The following is an 18,556-nucleotide window of genomic DNA, read 5'->3' on the forward strand; positions in this document are numbered from 1 at the left end:
GATTCGGAACCGGCGCATTCGGGTGCCGTCGCCTAGACCCGCAGGGCGTGCGGTTCGATCGCGCCGCGCTCCAGCGCCCTGGCGTCGATGGTCTCGGGCTTGTAGGGCAGCAGCGCCAGGCGATCGGTCATCCCGCCGACCGGGTCGTCGATCTCCTCGACCAGGCCGAACAGGAACGACCACTCGTGTTCGTCGCTGCCGTAGTGCACCACGGTACCGAACTGCTCGTGGAAACGCTGCCAGGACCGCTTCAGGGTCTCGTTGCGCCACATCGTCGCGCAGCCCGCCTGGGCGCACAGCACACCGCCGGGCGCGAGCAGCGCACGACATCGGGACAGGAACTCCGCCTCGTAGAGGCGGTTGTGCTGCGCGTCCTCGACGCGCTCGTCCGGCAGGTCGATCACGATGACGTCGTACCGGGTGCCCGCCCGCTCGGCCTCGGCCAGGAAGTCCCAGCCGTCGGCGTAATGGACCTTGATCGGCCCTTCACCCTCGACCGCGGCGGCCAGTTCATCTCTGGTGTAGCCGTAGGGCAGGTGCTCGGCGCACAGTTCGACCTCGAGCTGGTCGATGTCGACGTGGTCGACGAGGGTGGCGCCCGCGGCGACCGACATCTGGCTGGCGACGCCTTCCCCGGAACCGATGATCAGCACCTTGTCCAGCTTCTCGGCCAGCACGAAGGCGGGGACCATCATCGCCTCGTGGTAGGTGACCTGGGAGAACTCGGTGGACTGGCGGTCGTCGTCGGAGAACAGGCTGATGCCCTGCTCGGTCCGCGCGATGATCATGTGCTGGAACGGGGTGTGGGTGTCGACGATCACGTCGTGCAGGTCCCAGATACGGGTCAGGCCCGCGCCCACCGGCTCCTCGATCCGCTGGCTACCGTGTCCCCTGCGGATGACCTGCATCCGAACATCCTTGGGCGCCAACGCGTCCCGCAGTAGCTCGACCGCCTTCGACGCGCCCGCGCCGATGCTGCCGCAAGTGAAGACGTCGACGAAGATGTCGCCGGACTCCGGATAGGTGTGAATCGAGGCGTGGGACTCCGACAACAGCGCGAGGACGGTCACCCCCTGCGGTTCGAACTTCTTGTGTACGACATCGCAGATGGTGACGCCCGCCGCGATCAGAGACTCACGCAACGCCGATTCGAGTCGTTCGAGATCGTCGCAGAGTGCTGCGTCGACACCACCGAACTCGGCCAGCACATGCCAACCGGTGAATTCCGCCGTCATGGGCAAACTCACTCTCGCTCAGCGCCCGAGACATGAACGGTCAAGGGCGGAAAACCATTGAAGGACACCGACGAATAGCTCGCGGTATAGGCGCCGGTGTCGAGGATTCGAACGCGATCACCGGCTCGCAACGTGGTCGGTAGGAGGACTCGCGTGCGTTGATACAGTACATCGTCGCCGTCGCAGGTCGGACCGGCCACCACCGCCTCGTCGACGGGGTCGCCGTCGCGATCGGTGACGAACCGGTAGGCGATGTACTCGTTCTCGGTCTCGGCCATGCCGTTGTAGCGGCCGATGTCGAGATACACCCAGCGCCGGCCGTCCGGCGCGGTGCGGACGCCGACGACCTCGGCGTGAATCGTGCCCGCCGAACCGACCAGTGCGCGGCCCGGTTCGACGACCAATCCGGTATTCCCGGAAAGGAATTCGGCCGCCGCGTGGTTCACCACCGCGGCGATCTCGCCCAGCGCGGGCGCCGGGTCGGCGTAGGAGATAGGCAGCCCGCCGCCGATGTTCACCGAGCCGACCGCGATGTCCTTGTCGGCCAATGCCTCGGCGATCCGGCCCGCCTGCTCGATGCCGATCCGCCACGCGGTGGGATCCAGTTGCTGAGAGCCGACGTGGAAGTACGGTCCGGCGACGACCAGCCCGAGATCTCTGGCCCGGACCAGCAGCCGGAACGCCTCGCCGGGGCTGCAGCCGAACTTCGTGCCGAACGGGGTGCGCGATTCCGGCGCCGAGGCGAGGAAGCGGCACTCCACCTCGGAGCCGGGCGCGTGCTCGGCGATGCGCAGCAGATCGTCCTCGGTGTCGAAGGCGAAGCGGCGCACCCCGAGGGCGTAGGCGCGGGCGATGTGCGCGACCTTCTTGATCGGGTTGCCGTAGCACAGCCGCTCCGGCGCCACACCGAGTCCGAGGCAGAGGTCGATCTCGCCGATGCTGGCTACGTCGAATTCCGCGCCTTCCTCGTCCAGCAGGCGCACGATCTCCGGCACCGGGCTCGCCTTCACGGCGAAACGGATCCTCGTCGCGGCGCCCGTGCCTGCGGACAGGGCGGCGTCGAGCGCGCGGTAATTCTGGCGGACACGCTCGGGATGGATGACAAGGTACGGCGATTCGGGCATAGTTGATCTTTCGCTTCGGCAGCGGGGGAGAGAGTATCAGCGGCCCCTACCCAGCAACGAATCCGTCCAAACCTGGATTCGCCCCATGGTGGCGCAACCCGCTCATCAGGCCGCGATGGAGCTGCTGACCTGCGGGAACAGGGGGCCGGTAGGCGATGCGGGCTCAGCCGGCGGACACGGTGACGTCGTCGAAGACGACCTCGCCCGCGGCGTCGGACTCGGCCAGATCGACCACCGCGTCGATCGACCAGCCGTGGTCGCCCGCCGGGTCCTCCAGCACCTGCCGCACATGCCAGAATCCGGGTCTTCGTTCCATTTGGAACAGTTGCGGTCCCCTGGCGTCGGGTCCGGTGCCGATGCGCTCGTATTCCGCGTAGTAGTCCGCGAGTGCCTCGGCCCAGTCCGGGCCGGGACCGAGCGCCGCCAGTTCGTCCCAGCGCCGCAGCGCGGCCAGTTCGACCCGGCGGAACATCGCGTTGCGGACCATCACCCGGAACGCGCGTTCGTTGGCGGAGATCGGGCGCACGGTTTCGGCGCCGAACGCGATCTGGTCGGCGTCGGTCTCCGCGCCCGGGTTGGTCAGTTGCTCCCATTCGTCGAGCAGGCTCGAATCGACTTGGCGCACAAGCTCTCCGAGCCACTCGGTGATGTCGTCGAGTTCTTCGGTGCGCGCCGACTCCGGCACGGTGCGCCGCAGCGCGCGATAGGCGTCGGCGAGGTAGCGCAGCACCACGCCCTCGGATCGGGCCAGCTCGTAGAAGGAGATCAGCTCGGCGAAGGTCATGGCGCGCTCGATCATGTCGCGCACCACCGACTTCGGCGCGGGCGCGAACTCCGACACCCACGGATGTCCGGCGCGGTAGGTCTCGAAGGCCGGTTCGATCAGTTCGGCCAGCGGCTTGGGCCAGGTCACCTCTTCGAGCAGTTCCATCCGCTCGTCGTAGTCGATGCCGTCGGCCTTCATCTCCGCGATGGCCTCGCCGCGCGCCTTGTGCTGCTGGGCCATCAGCAGCTGGCGCGGATCCTCCAACGTGGATTCGATGAGCGACACCACGTCGAGGGTATAACTCGGGGACTGTTTGTCCAGCAACTCCAGCGCGGCCAGCGCGAACGGCGACAGCGGCTGGTCGAGGGCGAAGTCACGCTGCAGGTCGACGGTCAGTCGGGCGCGGCGGCCCTGCGCGTCGGGTTCGGGCAGTTGCTGCACCACCCCGGCGTCGCGCAGCGCCCGGTACAGCCGGATGGCGCGCAGAATGTGCCTGCGCTGGGCGGGCCGCGGCTCGTGGTTGTCTTCGAGCAGATGGCGCATGGCGGTGAAGCAGTTGCCCGGCCTGGCGATCACATTCAGCAGCATGGCGTTGGTGACCGTGAAACGCGACACCATCGGCTCCGGCTGCGCGGCGACCAAGCGGTCGAAGGTCTCCTCACTCCAGGAGACGAAGCCTTCCGGCGGTTTGCGCCGCTGCACCTTGCGCTGCTTTTTGGGATCGTCGCCCGCCTTGGCCAGCAGCCGAGTGTTCTCCACCTCGTGCTCCGGAGCCTGCACGACGACGGTGCCCATGGTGTCGTAACCGGCCCGGCCCGCGCGGCCCGCGATCTGGTGGAACTCCCGCGCCTTGAGCCTGCGTGTGCGCACGCCGTCGAATTTGGTCAGCCCGGTGAGCAGCACCGTGCGGATGGGCACGTTGATGCCGACGCCGAGGGTGTCGGTGCCGCAGACCACTTTCAGCAGGCCGTCCTGGGCCAGACGCTCCACCAGTCGCCGGTACTTCGGCAGCATTCCCGCGTGATGTACGCCGATGCCGTGCCGGATCAGCCGCGACAGCGTCTTGCCGAATCCGGCGGCGAACCGGAATTCGCCGAGCGCGTCGGCGATCGCGTCCTTCTCGGCGCGCGTCGCGAAATTCACACTCGTCAGCGCCTGCGCGCGTTCGAGCGCGGCGGCCTGCGTGAAGTGCACGACGTACACCGGAGCCTGGTGGGTGGTGACCAGCTCTTCGAGCGTCTCGGTGATCGGGGTGCGGGCATAGGAGAAGCTCAGCGGCACGGGGCGCTCGGTGCCCGCGACGATCGCGGTGGAGCGGCCGGTCCGGCGCTCCAGGTCACGGGCGAAAAAATCGACCTCCCCGAGGGTGGCCGACATGAGCAGGAACTGGGCGCGGGGAAGTTCCAGCAGCGGGACCTGCCAGGCCCACCCCCGATCGGGGTCGGCGTAGAAGTGGAATTCGTCCATCACCACTTGGCCGACCGCGGCGTCCGCGCCTTCGCGCAGCGCCAGATTGGCCAGGATCTCCGCGGTCGCGCAGATGATCGGCGCGTCCGGATTCACCGCGGCGTCGCCGGTGACCATGCCGACGCGTTCGGCGCCGAATACCTCGCAGAGGGCGAAGAATTTCTCGCTCACCAGCGCCTTGATCGGAGCGGTGTAGTACGTGCGCAGGCCCTGGGTGAGGGCGAACAGATGTGCGCCGACCGCGACGAGTGACTTTCCGGAACCGGTTGGGGTGGCGAGGATGACGTTGGATCCGGATGCCAGCTCGAGCAGCGCCTCGTCCTGCGCGGGGTAGAGCGGGGTGCCCTGCTCGGCGGCCCAGATGCCGAACGACTCGTAGAGCGCGTCGGCGTCGGTCCCCGGGATGTCGAGCAGTTCGGTCAGATCCACTCCGACAACCCTACGGCCTCGCCCGTGAGCATGTTTGCAGGGGCGATCGGGACCAAGCGGCCGGGCGGATCAGTCCTGTTCGCCCTCGTCGTCGCTGGTGTAACGGCCTTGCTCGGCGAGAAATCGCTCGAATTCGGCGCCCAGCTCCTCGCCGCTCGGCAACTCGCCGTCACCGACCAGCAGGCTCGACTGGCGTTCCTGCGCGGTGACGAAGCTGTCGTACTGCCGCTCCAGCGCGTGCACGACGGTCTCCACCTCGGCATTGCCCGCGATGTGCTCGTTGACCTGTTCGCGTACCCGGGCGGCGGCCTCGCCGAGCGCGGCCAGCGGGAACTCCAGGCCCGCGTTGTCGGCGACGTTCTCCAGCAGCGTCTGCGCGGCCTCCGGGTATGCGGTCTGTGCCAGGTAGTGCGGCACGTGCACCGAGAAGCCGACCGACTCGTGACCGTGCTGCGCCATGCGGAATTCCAGCAGCGACGACGCGCTGCCAGGAACCTGCAGCTCGCCCGGCCACCGCTGGTGCTCGGAGATCAGGTCGCGGTTGGAGGAGTGCGCGGTCACGCCCAGCGGGCGAGTGTGCGGAATCGCCATCGGGATGGCGCTCAGGCCGATGCTGCGCCGCACGCCCAGCTGGTCGGCAAGCAGCCGCACCGCGGTGGTGAACTTCTCCCAGCGTAGGTCCGGTTCCAGACCCGCGAGCAAAAGGAACGGGGTCCCCGCGGTGTCGCGCAATGCCCAGAGGTTGAGTTCCGGCTCGGCGTAATCGGAGAAATGATCGGTCTTGAACGTCATGAGCGGGCGCCGCGACCGGTAGTCCAGCAGCTCGTCCACGTCGAACGAGGCGACCAGTTCGCTTTCGAGGCTTTCGCGCAGGTGCGTGGTCGCCAACCGCACCGCGTGCCCGGCGTCGGTGAAGCCTTCCAGTCCGTGCACCAGGACCGGGCCCGCGCCGTCGGCGGACGACAGCTGCGGAGCGGGGAACTCCAGTTCGTACATTCGCGACTCGTAGTCCATCGCGTACTCCTTCCTGCGCGGCTCCTGCGGCCCGGACGCGTGCCTCACGCGCCAGTGTGATTGCCTGCCCGATCGTTCGCCACTCCCGGTGGTACGAGACGAGCAGTCGTCCGAACCGGGGACCACTGTCCATTGTCCCCCATGCCGTGGCGGTCGCCGCGCACGGCCGGACACCGACCCGTACTTCGAGCCAACAGCATCGGTGGGCCGCGCATTCCCGGCCCGGCGGCGTGGCATCGCCGACCGGACACGAGGAGTTTGGCACAGTGGGGATGTGACCGTGGCGGATTCGAGGCGCGTGCGGCTGGGCCGGGTTGCCCCCGTCGTCTGCGCGGTGCTGCTCGCAGGATGCGGGTCGACGGTAGCGGGGCGACCGGTCTCGTCGGCGCCGACCGCGGTGACCCGGCACGTCAGCGCGGAATTGCCGACACTGCTACCGGATCCGAACCAGTTCCCACCGCCGTACGCGGCGGTGGTGCTGCCCCAGGACGCCGTGGCTCGAGCGGCGGGCGACCTGGACGGCATGGGCCGCGGTGCGAACGTCCAGCCCAGCCGGTGCGTCCCGCCGAACCAGGACTTCGGGCCCGATCGCACCGTGATGGCGGTCGGCACGGACGACGCGACCCGCGCCACGCTGACCGTCGAATTGACCCGCAGCGGCGAGCCGCTGGCCGCCCTGCGCGCCCGGCTGGAGCAGTGCGGATCGGTGCGGGTCAACCGAGCGGGCGCCGCTACCACCGTGACGTCCGAGTTGGACTCGCCGCCGCCGATCGACGCCGACGACACCCTCTCGCTGCGCAGGACAGTGCGGCCGGAGTCGGGAGGCGCCCGGCTGACCCAAACCATGCGCACGCACGTCGCGCAGGCGGGGGACGTGCGAATCTCGGTGACCTACATGTCGTTCGCCGAGGGCGAACCGGATACCCCCGCGCTGGATGCGCTGTTCGCCACGGCGGTGCGCAAGGTGCGCGAAAGGTAGCGCGGGCGGCACGGTAGCAGGCGCCTCCGACACGAATCGCGATACCGCTGTCGGGTCGGTCGAGTCGTGCACAGCGCGAAGCGGATTCCCCAGGGCGGCGGAATCGCCAGGTCGGCGTCGAAGACCGGAGGCCACCGAGTCGCATGGTCGAAGCATGACCACTTCCGCGAACCCGTTTCGAGCCCCCGAACCGGTCGATGCCGGACATGCAGGCATGGACGACGAATCGCGGCCGGATTCCGGCCGCAACCATCCATCGAGGTGCGGCGGTCGCTCCGACACCGCGCCACGCGCCGTTCCCGCAGCGATCGCCGCCCCGCACTCGCATTCGCGCGCGGCGGAGGACGGAACAGGCGCGTGGACTCCCGGTGGCCGACCTCGGCACGTTCGATGCGGCGAAGATCCTCCGCAGTTCCACGGTGCTCCGGAACATGTTGTGTGCGTGAATGATCCGGCGGAGTTGATCGCCGCGGTGCCCGCGATGCTCGGATTCACCCCGGAACGGTCGGTGGTCGTGCTCGTCCTGCGGCACGGGACGGCCGGCGGTGCGACGGTCGACGCGGTGGTGCGCTTCGATCTGGATTCGCCCGGCGGCCGCCGCGTGCGGGGTGCGACGCTGGCGGCCGCGGTCGCGCGAATCTGCGCGCACGACCAGGCGGCCGAGGTCATGGCCGTCGTCGTCGACGAACGCGCCGTGGAGCCCGACGCCGACCGGTCGAGATGCGCGGCCGGACGATTCGACGCGCTGGTCGGCTCGCTCGGCAGGCGGCTGGCAGCGTGTGATATCTCGCTGGCCGGAGTATGGGCGGTGCGTGCGATCGCCGCCGGGCAGCAGTGGTGGACCTTGACGGGACCGCGGCGGCGCGGAGTGCTCCGTGATCCGGCGGCCTCTCTGGTGACGCTGACCCACGTGCTGGAAGGCAGGCCGATCCGCGGTTCGCGTTCCGAACTCACCGGTCTGGTCGCGCCCGATCCGCTCGCAGGTGCCGAGGTGGCGGCGCACCTGCCGGATGCGGTCGCGCGCGCGGGCGAACGCTACGCACGGGCCGCGCGTCGCGGCGATCCGATCGGATACAGCAGGCAAGCGCTGGACTATGTGCTGTGGCAGATCGCCAACACCGCCTCGGGCGCGGCGCTGATGGCGCCCGAACTCGCGAAGATCACCGCGGCCCTGCGCGATCGGGCGGTGCGGGACACGATGTTCGCACTGGCCGTTGGCGACCACGCCGACGCGGCGGAGGCGGTGTGGACCGCGCTGACCCGCGCGCTGACCGGCGCGGATCGTGCCGAGGCCGCCGCACTGCTCGGCTACAGCGCCTACGTCCGCGGTGACGGACCACTGGCGGGCATCGCGCTGGAAGCCGCGCTGGAGGCGGATCCGGGGCATCCGATGGCGATGCTGCTCGACACCTCGCTGCGCCTGGGCATGCGCCCGGAACAGTTGCGTCGCCTCGCGCGCAGCGGCTACCGGACCGCCGCTGGTCTCGGTGTCGACCTCGAGGAGCCGACGCCGTGAGAACCGATGGTCTGCGTCGTGGTTCCAGGGCGGTAATGGGACGGCTATTTCGCGCTGTGCGCGCGGGCGCCGAGCGATCGGAGGAAAGCCCAAGCGTCGGTGACGATTTCGTCGAGATCGTTGTGCTCGGGACGCCAGCCCAGCTCGGTGATGGCGCGTTCACTGGACGCGATGAGCGTCGCCGGGTCGCCGGGACGGCGGGGCGCGTCCTGCGCGGCGATCGGCAGACCGGTGACGCGCTCGCAGGCCGAGATCACCTCGCGAACGGAGAATCCGGTGCCACTGCCGAGGTTGTAGATCCGGTGGGTGCCCGGCTCGGCGGTCGTCAAGGCCAGCAGATGGGCCTGAGCGAGGTCGCGAATGTGGATGTAGTCGCGGACCGCGGTCCCGTCGGGGGTGGGCCAATCGGTGCCGAAGACCGAGATCGCCTTGCGGTGCCCGGCCGCGACTTGCAGGACCAGCGGGATGAGATGAGTTTCCACCACTCGGTTCTCGCCCAGTCCGCCATAGGCGCCTGCGACGTTGAAGTACCGCAGGCTGGTCGCCGCCAGCCCGTGCGCGATCGCGTAGGAGGTGATGGCATGGTCGATGGCCAGCTTCGACGCGCCGTACGGATTGGTCGGGCGGGTCGGGGCATCCTCGGTGATCGGCACCTGCTCCGGTTCCCCGTAGACCGCGGCGGTGGAGGAGAAGACCAGCCGCGGCGTTCCCGTGCGCCGCATCGCCTCCAGCAGCTCGAACGTCTTCACGACGTTGCCGTGCCAGTACTTCTCCGGCTGCTGCACCGACTCGCCGACCAGCGACTGCGCCGCGAAATGCAGAACAGCGTCGAAGGGTTCGGCGGCCAGCAGTTCCGGCGCGGCGACCGCCACGTCACCCTGGACGAACCGGGCGGCGGAGGGCACGCCCTCGGGATTGCCGGTGGACAGATCGTCGACCACGATCACCTCGTGGCCGGCTTCCAACAGAACTTGGGCGCAGACGCCGCCGACGTAGCCCGCGCCACCAGTGACGAGAAGTCTCACGTGTCAGGCCAGCTTCACCTGGACGGCGTGCGCCATCTCGTCGGGCAGTTCGAAGCCGTCGTGGCCGGGCACGGTGATGATCACCGAACCCTGCCTCGTCTCCACCGTGACGCGGGCGTCGGGCACCACGCCCGCCTCCCGCAGCCGGCCGATGACTTCGGGGTCGGTCTGGATGTGCTCGGCGAGCCTGCGCACGACGACGGCGTGCTGCTGGCCGTTCGGCAGATCCGACAGGCGCAGCAGCGTCTCGTCGGCGGCGACAGGCGGAATGATGCCCAGTTCGTCCAGGCCGGGAATGGGGTTGCCGTACGGGGAGGTGGTGGGGTGGTTGAGCACCTCGACCAAACGGCGCTCGACGTCCTCGCTCATCACGTGCTCCCAGCGACAGGCCTCCGCGTGCACGTTCTGCCAGTCCAAGCCGATGATGTCGACCAGCAGCCGTTCGGCCAGCCGGTGCTTGCGCATGACCGCGACGGCCATGCTGCGCCCCTTCTCGGTCAGTTCCAGATGACGGTCGCCGGCGACCAGCAGCAAACCGTCACGTTCCATGCGCGCGACGGTCTGGCTCACGGTGGGACCACTCTGTTCGAGGCGCTCGGCGATCCGGGCGCGCAGGGGCACCACGCCCTCCTCCTCGAGGTCGTAGATGGTACGGAGATACATCTCCGTGGTGTCGACCAGATCCTTCACCTGTTACCCCTTCGTCGGCACGAATTCTACCCACGCACGACGGCACCCCCGTGTGCCGGATCGTGTCGCTCCACGCTGCGCACGACATCTCCGGCCGCATCGCGGGAACGTGATCGGCGCACGGCAGGCGGCCGTGAGCATACTTTCTTGTATTTGTACTGCATAGGAACGTTTCGCGGGGTTCCTTGCTTCCCGCTAGCGTTGCGATCATGGCCACTGCACCGCGCGGCGAACCTCGGGCGCCGATTTCGCCCGGAACGAGCCGCCCCGCAACCGTCGTCTGGACCGAGCGGTTCCTGGATTACCGCTGGACTCCGGGGCACCCGATGCAGCCCGCGCGCCTGAAGTTCACCATGGCGCTGGCGGAGAGTCTCGGCTTGCTCGATGGCGTCGAAGTGCTCGAGCCCGCCGCCGCGGAACGCCCCGATCTGCTGCGCGTCCACACGCCCGACTACCTGGACGCGGTCGAACGCGCCGTGCCGCCGGTGGGTTCGCCTGCCGCTCCACCCTTCGGTCTCGGTTCCCCGGACAATCCGGTTTTTCCGCGCATGCACCAGGCGGCGTCCACGATCGTCGGCGGCACGCTGGCCGCGGCCAGGGAGATCGCGGAGGGCCGCACCAAGCGGGCGGTGAGCATCGGCGGCGGCATGCACCACGCGATGGCCGATTCGGCGGCGGGGTTCTGCGTGTACAACGACGCGGCGGTGGCCATTTCCTGGCTGCTGGACCACGGTTTCGACCGGATCGCCTACATCGACGTGGATGTGCACCACGGCGACGGCGTGCAACGGGCCTTCTACGCCGACCCCCGGGTACTGACCATCTCGCTGCACCAGCATCCGGCCACCCTGTGGCCCAACACCGGTTGGCCGGAGGAGATCGGCGTGGGCGCGGCGGAGGGCACGTCGATCAACCTGCCATTGCTGCCGGGCACCCGGGACGCTCAGTGGCTGCGAGGGTTTCATGCCGTTGTCCCGGGCGCGGTGGAGGCATTCCGTCCGCAGATCGTGGTCAGCCAGTGCGGGGTGGACAGCCATCGGGAAGATCCGCTGGCCGACCTGGAACTCACCGTCGACGGACAGCGTGCGGCCTTCCGCGCCATGCGCGAACTCGCCGACCGCTATGCCGAAGGACGCTGGCTGGCCGTCGGCGGTGGCGGATACGGGTTGGTCCGGGTGGTGCCGCGGGCCTGGACCCACTTGCTGGCCACCGCGTTGGATCGCACCATCGATCCCGCGACGGCGATCCCGCAGGACTGGATCGACCTGATCGGCGCGGCGGTGCCGCGGGTGGACCCGCCGCGCACCATGGGCGACGGCGGTGACGTCGCCTACCGTCCATGGGACGGCCCCGGCGGCACCGGTGAGACCGGTGACGTACGGGTCGATCGCGCCCAACGTGCCGTCGACATGGCCGTGCTGGCCACCCGCCGAGCGACTTTCGGGTTGCTGGGTCTGGACCCGGAGGATCCTCGTGACTGACTTTCCCGACACCGCGGACACTCCCGCCATCCCGCCCCCGCCGCCGCAGCACTGGTTCGCCGACGTGCTCGCCTCCGACGGTGGCGTCGTACGACTGCGCCCGATCACTCCCGACGACGCCGAGCGGCTGCAGGAGTTCCACGGCGCGCTGTCGGACCGCACCAGGTATCTGCGGTATTTCGGCCCGTATCCCAGGATCTCGCCGAAGGACCTGTATCGCACCACGCATGTCGACTATCACGACCGGGTCGGCCTGGTGCTGGAACTCGGCGAGGCGATCGTCGCGGTGGGCCGCTACGAACTGCTGGAGCGGGACGGGCCGCGGGCGGCGGAGGTCGCGTTCGTGGTCGCCGACGGCCATCAAGGGCGCGGGCTCGGCTCGATCCTGCTGGAGCATCTGGCCGGCGCCGCCGCCGAGAACAAGATCGAGACCTTTGTCGCCGAGGTGCTCGCGGAGAACACCGTCATGGTGACGGTCTTCCGCGACGCGGGTTACCAGGTCGAGCGCAGCCGGGACGGGTCGGTCCTGCATCTCGAGTTCGCCATCGACCCCACCGAAGCGCTGCTGTCGGTGCGTGATTCGCGCGAACGCGCATCGGAGGCGCGCAGCGTGGGCAATCTGCTCACGCCGCGATCGGTGGCGGTGATCGGCGCCACCCCCGCGACCGGGCGGGTCGGCGGGGCGGTGCTGGCGAATCTGCTGTCGGGTCTGTTCCAGGGGCCGGTGTTCCCGGTGAACCCGAACCGCAAGTCGGTGCGCGGGGTGCGGGCGTACGCGACGGTTCGGGAGATTCCCGACGAGGTCGATCTCGCCGTGGTCGCGGTGCCGCCCGCGGCGATCGGCTCGGTGCTCGACGACTGCATGGCCAAAGGGGTCAAAGGTCTCGTCGTGCTGACCGCGGGCTTCGGTGAGACCGGCGCCGGGAGGTCGGCGGCCGAACGCGAACTCGTGGCGGCCGCTCGTGGGCACGGCATGCGCGTGGTCGGGCCGAGCGCGCTCGGCATCGCGAACACCGATCCGGCGGTCGCCATGAACGCGACCCTCGCCCCGGTGTTGCCCGGTCGCGGACGTATCGGTTTCTTCTGCCAGTCCGGGCCCTTGGGCGCGGCCATCCTCGGGGAGGCGGCCGCCCGCAATCTCGGTTTGTCGACGTTCGTGTCGGCCGGTAACCGTGCCGACGTCTCCGGCAACGACCTGCTGCAGTACTGGGACAGCGACTCGGACACCGATGTGGTGCTGCTGTACCTGGAAAGCTTCGGTAATCCGCGCAAGTTCTCCCGGATCGCGCGCCGGGTGGCCCGGACCAAGCCGATCGTCGCGGTGAGCAGCGGCCGCTCGGTCGCTCAGCCCGCGGGGGACATGGACCGGTCGATCGTGCGGGATCTGTTCGCGCAAGCCGGAATCGTCCAGGTCGACTCGATCTCCGAACTGTTCGACTGCGCCGCTCTGCTGGGCTATCAGCCGTTGCCGCGCGGCTCGCGGCTGGCGGTCGTCGGCAACAGCGCGGCGCTCAACTGGCTGGCCGTCGACGCGGCGCAGGGGGAGGGCCTCGAGGTCGGCGAGCGGGTCGACCTCGGCCCGCAGGCGACACCGGGCGCATATCTGGACGCCCTGGTCGCGGCGTTGCGCTCGGACGAGACGGACGCCCTGATCGTCGTATTCGCACCTCCGGTGCCGCTGCCGACCGCCGGTTTCGCCGACGCGATCCGAGCGGCGGCGGCAGCGGTGCCCGAGGCGAAGAAGCCGATTCTCACCACGTTCGTCGCCGAGCAAGGAATCCCGAACCTGCTCGCGGTGCGCGGTCCCGGCGCCACCGCGGCGCACGGCTCGATCCCGTCGTATCCGGATCCGGAACGCGCGGCACGAGCGCTGGCCCGGGTGCGGCGATACGCCGAATGGCGAACCAGGCCGGTCTCACCGGTGGTGCGGCCGGAGGACATCGACACCGACCGCGCACGTCAATTGGTGGCCGATTGGATGGCCGATTCGGGCGGTCGGTGGCTCACCGATCTGGAAACGGTGGAACTGCTTGCCTGCTACGGCATCTCGGTGGTCGAGTTCCGCGAGGTACGCAACGCCGAGGAAGCGGTCGCCGCCGCGGAAGAACTCGGCTATCCGGTAGCGGCCAAGGCGACCGGCGAATTGTGGCGGCGTAGACCGGATCTCACCGGCGTTCGGCTCGATCTGTGGCGCCCTGAAGCGGTGCGGCAGGGATACGCGGACTTGGCGGAGTTGTGCGGTGATCCGTTACTGCACATCCAGAAGATGGCCATCAAGGGTGTCGGCTGCATCCTGCGCGTCCAGGACGACCCGTCGTTCGGCTCGGTGATCGAATTCGGCCTGTCCGGGCTGATCATCGAGTTGCTCGGCGACCGCGCCTATCGGGCGCTGCCCTTGACCGCCGACGAGGCGACGGCCCTGATCGACGCGCCGCGAGCCGCACCGTTGCTGTCGGGTACGCCGGCGAGTCCCCGGGTGGACAAAGCGGCCCTCGCCGAACTGGCCCAGCGCATTTCGGCGCTGTTCGACGACCTGCCGGAGATGCGGGAACTGTCCTTCGATCCGGTGCTGGCCTCGCCGACATCGGCGGAGATCCTGTACGCACGCGCCCGGATCGGCCCGCAGCCCAGCCGTTTCGACACCGGTCCGCGCCGATTGGGTTGAGCCTCGGCGGATCCGCCGGGCGAATGCGCCGCGCAGCACGCCCAGCCCGTCGCGTGGCATGGCTGAGACATCGGCTCGCACACGTCACACGCGAAATGTCCGATAACGGACGATCGCTTCTGCCGCGATCTGGGGATGTCACGTTCGTCCGTCAGAAAGGCCTGCTCGCCATGAAGATTCGCAGTGTTGCCGTCTTGTCGCTGCTTGCGGCGGCGCTCACCGCGTGTTCCGTCACAATCGGCACCCCGAAGGTGAAGGAGGCCGACTTGGAGAAGTCGGTGAAGGACTCGCTCACCGAGAAGGCCGGGCAGGAACCCGACGCGATCGATTGCCCCGGTGATCTCACGGGCAAAGAAGGGACCACCATGCGTTGCACGCTCACCGCGGCCGGGGACACGCTCGGTGTGACGCTGACGGTGACCTCGGTGGAAGGCGACACCGTGAAATACGACATCGCGGTGGACCAGAGCTGAGCCGACGCGGCGCGGAGAAGGGGATACGACACCGCCGACCGGCCCGCGCGACGCCCGGAGCGGACGGGCGCGCGCATACCGGTCGGCGCGGGAAGGTGACCCCGGCGGAAGGGCCACCGAGCCGAACGCCGGCGCCGTCTCGGGGCGGCCGGCGCCGGACGATCAGCTGGCGTAGGCGCGGAGCCGGTCGGCCCGCTCACCCTTGCGCAGCTTCGCCATGACTTCACGCTCGATCTGACGCACCCGCTCGCGGGAGAGACCGAAGAGCTTGCCGATCTGGTCCAGCGTGCGCGGCTGGCCGTCGTCCAAGCCGAACCGCAGCCGGATGACCTGCTGTTCGCGCTCGTCCAGGGTGGCGAGCACGCTGCGCACATCGTGGTGCAGCAGACCGGCGATGACCGCGGACTCGGCCGACGTGGCCTCGGAGTCCTCGATGAAATCGCCCAGCGGGGCCTCTTCGTCGTTACCGACCGGCATGTCCAGGCTCACCGGGTCGCGGCTGTGGTCGAGCAGATCGGAAATCTTGTCGACCGGGATGCCGGATTCGTTGGCCAGCTCCTCGTCGGTGGCCTCGCGGCCCAGCTGCTGATGCAGTTCGCGCTTGATCCTGGCCAGCTTGTTCACCTGCTCGACGAGGTGGACGGGCAGGCGGATGGTGCGGCTCTGGTCGGCCATGCCGCGAGTGATGGCCTGCCGGATCCACCAGGTGGCGTAGGTGGAGAACTTGAAGCCCTTGGCGTAGTCGAATTTCTCCATGGCACGGATCAACCCGAGGTTGCCCTCTTGGATCAGGTCGAGCAGCGGCATGCCGCGGCCGGTGTACCGCTTGGCGAGCGAGACAACAAGGCGCAGGTTGGCTTCGAGCAGGTGAGACCGGGCGGCCTGACCGTCGCGCACGACGATCGCGAGATCACGCTTGCGGGACGCCGACAGTCGCTTGCCGGTTTCCAGCAGGTACTGCGCGTAGAGGCCCGCCTCGATGCGCTTGGCCAGCTCGACCTCGTCGGCAGCGGTGAGCAGCGCGGTGCGGCCGATTCCATTCAGGTACACACGTACCAAGTCGGCGGCAGGGCTCTGAGCGTCGAGGTCCGAATCGCTGGTGCGCACACGAGTGGTGGCGGGGCTTGTCATGACTTGCCTCCTGTCGGTGGTGTCTCACTCCGATAAACGGACCCGACAGGGAGAAAGTTCCCCGTTACGGCTGGCATAAACCGCTCTGAGCAGCGGTTTTCGCCCTTCTCGTCTGAGAAGTTCCTGAGAAGCGCCGCAGCGCGGGGACGATCCCCGGCCAGGACCTGCATCGGTCGGCGCGCGGCTGCCGTTGCCTCACACGGGCTTGATCAATCCGTGCCGTACCAGGCCGGTGACCACGGACAACGCGTCGGCGGCGAACTCGGCGCCCACCGCATCGGATCCATGGGCGAGCGCCAGCAGTTCGATCAGGTCGTACAACGGCAGGCCGTCGGCGTGCATTCCCGCCAGCAGTGAGATCGTCGCCTCATCCACTTCGTGCTGCCAGCGGGGGCCGTCGCCGCGATGCAGTCGCGCCACCTCCGGCGCCCATCCCGCGGCGTCGTGCAGATACACCCGCTCCAGCGCCGTCGCCCGGTCCACGACGAAACGTGAAGACCAGGCGAGATTTTCGTCGCCGGCGACGGCCCGCAACCAGGCCGAGCGCTCGAAATACCCGAAGGCCTCCTCGCCGAGCGGATCATCGAAGCCGTGGGTGAGGTCCTCGGCGAGCAATTCGGTCGGCCCATCGATGGCGCGCAGGTATACGAACCCGAACCCGATGCCCGCCACCTCGGCTGCCTCGAAGGCGTCCAGCCAGCGCTCCGCGCGGGCCTGCGTGGCGGGATCGCGCGGGTCCGCGCCCGCGTCACGCAACCAGGTGCCCACGTACAGGGCTGGGTCGGCCACGTCACGTTGCACCACCCAGGCGTCCACCCCGTGCGCGGGCAACCAGGAGGCGACGCGCCCGCGCCAGTCCTCGTCGTCGACATGGACCCACGCGGCGAGCATCGCGGCGGTACCGCCGGGCGCCAGCAAGTCGGCGGCCTGCGAGATGACCAACTCGCTCGCGCCGTCCAGCGCGAGGCCGGAATCGCGATAGGTGTGCTCGACACGCCCCGGGCCCACCACGAACGGAGGATTGGCCACCACCTGGTCGAAGCGCCGGCCCCGCACCGGGTCGAACCAGGAGCCTTCCACCAGTTCGATGTCCAGCTCGTTGAGCGCGGCGGTGGCCTCGGCCAGCCACAATGCGCGGGGATTGACATCGGTGGCGGTCACGCGCCGCGCGTAGGAGGCGGCGTGCACCGCCTGCACACCGCAGCCGGTGCCGAGGTCGAGCACCGTGCCGACCGGCCGGGTGGGTGTGGCCCGCAGCAGCGAGAGGGAGGCGTGGCCGACGCCGAGGACGTGATCCTCGGTCAGTGTGCGCCTGCGCATCGAGTCGTCGAGGTCCGACAGCACCCACCGGGTGCCCGCGCCCGTGTCGAGCGGCCGCAGGTCGAGCGCCGCACGCACCTCGTCGCCCTCGCGCTCCAGCAGGCCCGCGGCGACCGCGCGATCCATCTCGACCGGCGCCAGCGCCGCGGCCACCTCCCGCTCGGGCAGCGCGTCGCCGAGCAGCAGCAGACGGATGAGGGTGCCCAGCTCGCCTGCCGCTCGGGCAGCGCGGCGCACCGGCACCGGCTCCGACCGGCCCAGCGCCGCGTGCGCGTCGCCGAGCACCTCGAGCAGGGTGTCGGCGTCGTAGCCCACCCGGGTGAGCGCGGTCCGCAGATCCGGGCACAGCGCGGCGAGCAGCGATCCGGTGGTCGTCGATCGGTTCGTAGGCACACCGGTACTCTGCCACCGCGACCACCGGGCGTGGATCAGGTGCCCGCTGTGCTCCGTGGCGCCGCGCCGCCACCCCGGGCCGTCGCCCGAGTCGGTCAGACCCCGCTGGGGTCGCGTCCGGTGACGCAGTACAACGCGTCGCCGGGATCGCTCAGGACGATCCAGTGCTCGTGACGTTCCACCACGGTCGCACCGAGTGACTCGTGCCACGCGGCGGTGGCGTCGATGTCGGTGGCAGCCAGATCGACGTGCGCGCTGGTCGGGCGGTTCTCGCCGAGGCGCTGCAACAGCAGCTGCGCGGGTAGCTGCCGTTCCTCGGAGCGCAGCCGGGCGAACTCCGGCCGCCTGCCCGGTTGGTGGGTCCAGCCGGTCAGCAGCGTCCAGAAGCGGGTCTCGACCTCGTGGTCGTCGGGGCCGATGTCGAGGCACACCTGGTCCAGGCGCGACAGCGCGCCGTCCGGAGCCCGGACGGCGGGCGCGGGGGTGCTGGTGGCGCGGCCGCTGGGAGTCAGGCAGAACGTCTGGCCGCCGGGGGATCGCAGCACGGCGTAGCCGGGATGGTTGGCGACCAGCTCCGCCCCGAGGTCGAGCGCGGTGCGCACGGCGGAGGGGATGTCGTCGACGTCCAGGTCGAGGTGGACGCCGCCGAGGCCGGTCACCGCTTGCATCTTGACGCTCGCCGCGGCGAACAGCGCCGGGTCCGGCAACAGGGTGAGGAACTCGTCGTTCGCGCCACGCCGAGGCGAGAGCTCGGTGCCGGTGACCGTGGACCAGAACTTCGCGCAGTCGTCGAAACGCTGCGCCGGGCGGTCCAGGAAGACCCAGATCCACCGAATCATGTTCGCTCC

Annotated in this window: 14 protein-coding genes; 5 read left to right on the top strand and 9 right to left on the bottom strand. The window is 69.5% G+C overall.

The window, feature by feature from the left end; translation table 11 throughout:
- Positions 1–32: 32 nt before the first annotated feature.
- The 4 genes from speD to ACWEH3_RS11925 all read right to left on the bottom strand — a co-directional run bounded on the left by speD (position 33) and on the right by ACWEH3_RS11925 (position 6,035).
- A complete protein-coding gene (gene speD, locus ACWEH3_RS11910; protein ID WP_450016645.1) occupies positions 33–1,235 on the bottom strand; it encodes an adenosylmethionine decarboxylase in 1,203 nt (400 codons plus the stop codon).
- Positions 1,236–1,243: 8 nt separating this feature from the next.
- Positions 1,244–2,359: a type III PLP-dependent enzyme gene (locus ACWEH3_RS11915; RefSeq protein WP_450016647.1), complete on the bottom strand. Its 1,116-nt coding sequence runs from the start codon at positions 2,357–2,359 to the stop codon at positions 1,244–1,246.
- A 163-nt stretch (positions 2,360–2,522) separates the two neighbouring features.
- Positions 2,523–5,021 carry a DEAD/DEAH box helicase gene (locus tag ACWEH3_RS11920; RefSeq protein WP_450016649.1) on the bottom strand — a complete coding sequence of 833 codons (2,499 nt, stop codon included), beginning with the start codon at positions 5,019–5,021 and terminating at the stop codon, positions 2,523–2,525.
- Positions 5,022–5,090: 69 nt separating this feature from the next.
- Complete coding sequence (locus ACWEH3_RS11925; protein ID WP_450016651.1) at positions 5,091–6,035, bottom strand: proteasome assembly chaperone family protein; 945 nt, start codon at positions 6,033–6,035, stop codon at positions 5,091–5,093.
- A gap of 280 nt (positions 6,036–6,315) precedes the next feature.
- Here ACWEH3_RS11925 and ACWEH3_RS11930 point away from each other — a divergent pair, with 280 nt between their 5' ends.
- On the top strand, positions 6,316–7,014 hold the full coding sequence (locus tag ACWEH3_RS11930; protein ID WP_450016653.1) for a sensor domain-containing protein: 699 nt from the start codon (positions 6,316–6,318) through the stop codon (positions 7,012–7,014).
- A gap of 442 nt (positions 7,015–7,456) precedes the next feature.
- Positions 7,457–8,530, top strand: a complete 1,074-nt coding sequence (locus tag ACWEH3_RS11935) for a DUF4192 domain-containing protein (protein WP_450016655.1) — start codon at positions 7,457–7,459, stop codon at positions 8,528–8,530.
- A gap of 44 nt (positions 8,531–8,574) precedes the next feature.
- Here the strand turns inward: ACWEH3_RS11935 and galE are convergent, their stop codons facing one another.
- Both galE and ACWEH3_RS11945 read right to left on the bottom strand, forming a co-directional pair.
- Positions 8,575–9,555, bottom strand: coding sequence for a UDP-glucose 4-epimerase GalE (gene galE / locus ACWEH3_RS11940; RefSeq protein ID WP_450016657.1), 981 nt, complete (start codon positions 9,553–9,555; stop codon positions 8,575–8,577).
- A gap of 3 nt (positions 9,556–9,558) precedes the next feature.
- Positions 9,559–10,245: a metal-dependent transcriptional regulator gene (locus ACWEH3_RS11945; protein ID WP_379251182.1), complete on the bottom strand. Its 687-nt coding sequence runs from the start codon at positions 10,243–10,245 to the stop codon at positions 9,559–9,561.
- Positions 10,246–10,454: 209 nt separating this feature from the next.
- Between ACWEH3_RS11945 and ACWEH3_RS11950 the strand changes: the two genes are divergently transcribed.
- The 3 genes from ACWEH3_RS11950 (at position 10,455) to ACWEH3_RS11960 (ending at position 14,864) form a co-directional block, all read left to right on the top strand.
- Positions 10,455–11,726: an acetoin utilization protein AcuC gene (locus ACWEH3_RS11950; RefSeq protein WP_450016659.1), complete on the top strand. Its 1,272-nt coding sequence runs from the start codon at positions 10,455–10,457 to the stop codon at positions 11,724–11,726.
- A complete protein-coding gene (locus ACWEH3_RS11955; protein ID WP_450016661.1) occupies positions 11,719–14,391 on the top strand; it encodes a bifunctional acetate--CoA ligase family protein/GNAT family N-acetyltransferase in 2,673 nt (890 codons plus the stop codon). The genes ACWEH3_RS11950 and ACWEH3_RS11955 overlap by 8 nt, the downstream gene beginning before the upstream one ends.
- 170 nt (positions 14,392–14,561) lie before the next feature.
- Complete coding sequence (locus ACWEH3_RS11960; protein ID WP_450016663.1) at positions 14,562–14,864, top strand: DUF4333 domain-containing protein; 303 nt, start codon at positions 14,562–14,564, stop codon at positions 14,862–14,864.
- A 162-nt stretch (positions 14,865–15,026) separates the two neighbouring features.
- On the opposite strand, the gene ACWEH3_RS11965 is transcribed toward ACWEH3_RS11960, so the two are convergent.
- From ACWEH3_RS11965 to ACWEH3_RS11975, 3 genes are all read right to left on the bottom strand, one after another.
- Positions 15,027–15,995, bottom strand: a complete 969-nt coding sequence (locus ACWEH3_RS11965; RefSeq protein WP_450016665.1) for a sigma-70 family RNA polymerase sigma factor — start codon at positions 15,993–15,995, stop codon at positions 15,027–15,029.
- 195 nt (positions 15,996–16,190) lie between these two features.
- Positions 16,191–17,708 (bottom strand): DUF7782 domain-containing protein, encoded by a 1,518-nt coding sequence (locus ACWEH3_RS11970; RefSeq protein ID WP_450016667.1) that lies wholly within the window; start codon positions 17,706–17,708, stop codon positions 16,191–16,193.
- 95 nt (positions 17,709–17,803) lie between these two features.
- Positions 17,804–18,547, bottom strand: a complete 744-nt coding sequence (locus ACWEH3_RS11975; protein WP_450016669.1) for a VOC family protein — start codon at positions 18,545–18,547, stop codon at positions 17,804–17,806.
- Between the last annotated feature and the right edge of the window lie 9 nt (positions 18,548–18,556).

Source organism: Nocardia sp. NPDC004718, assembly GCF_053601535.1.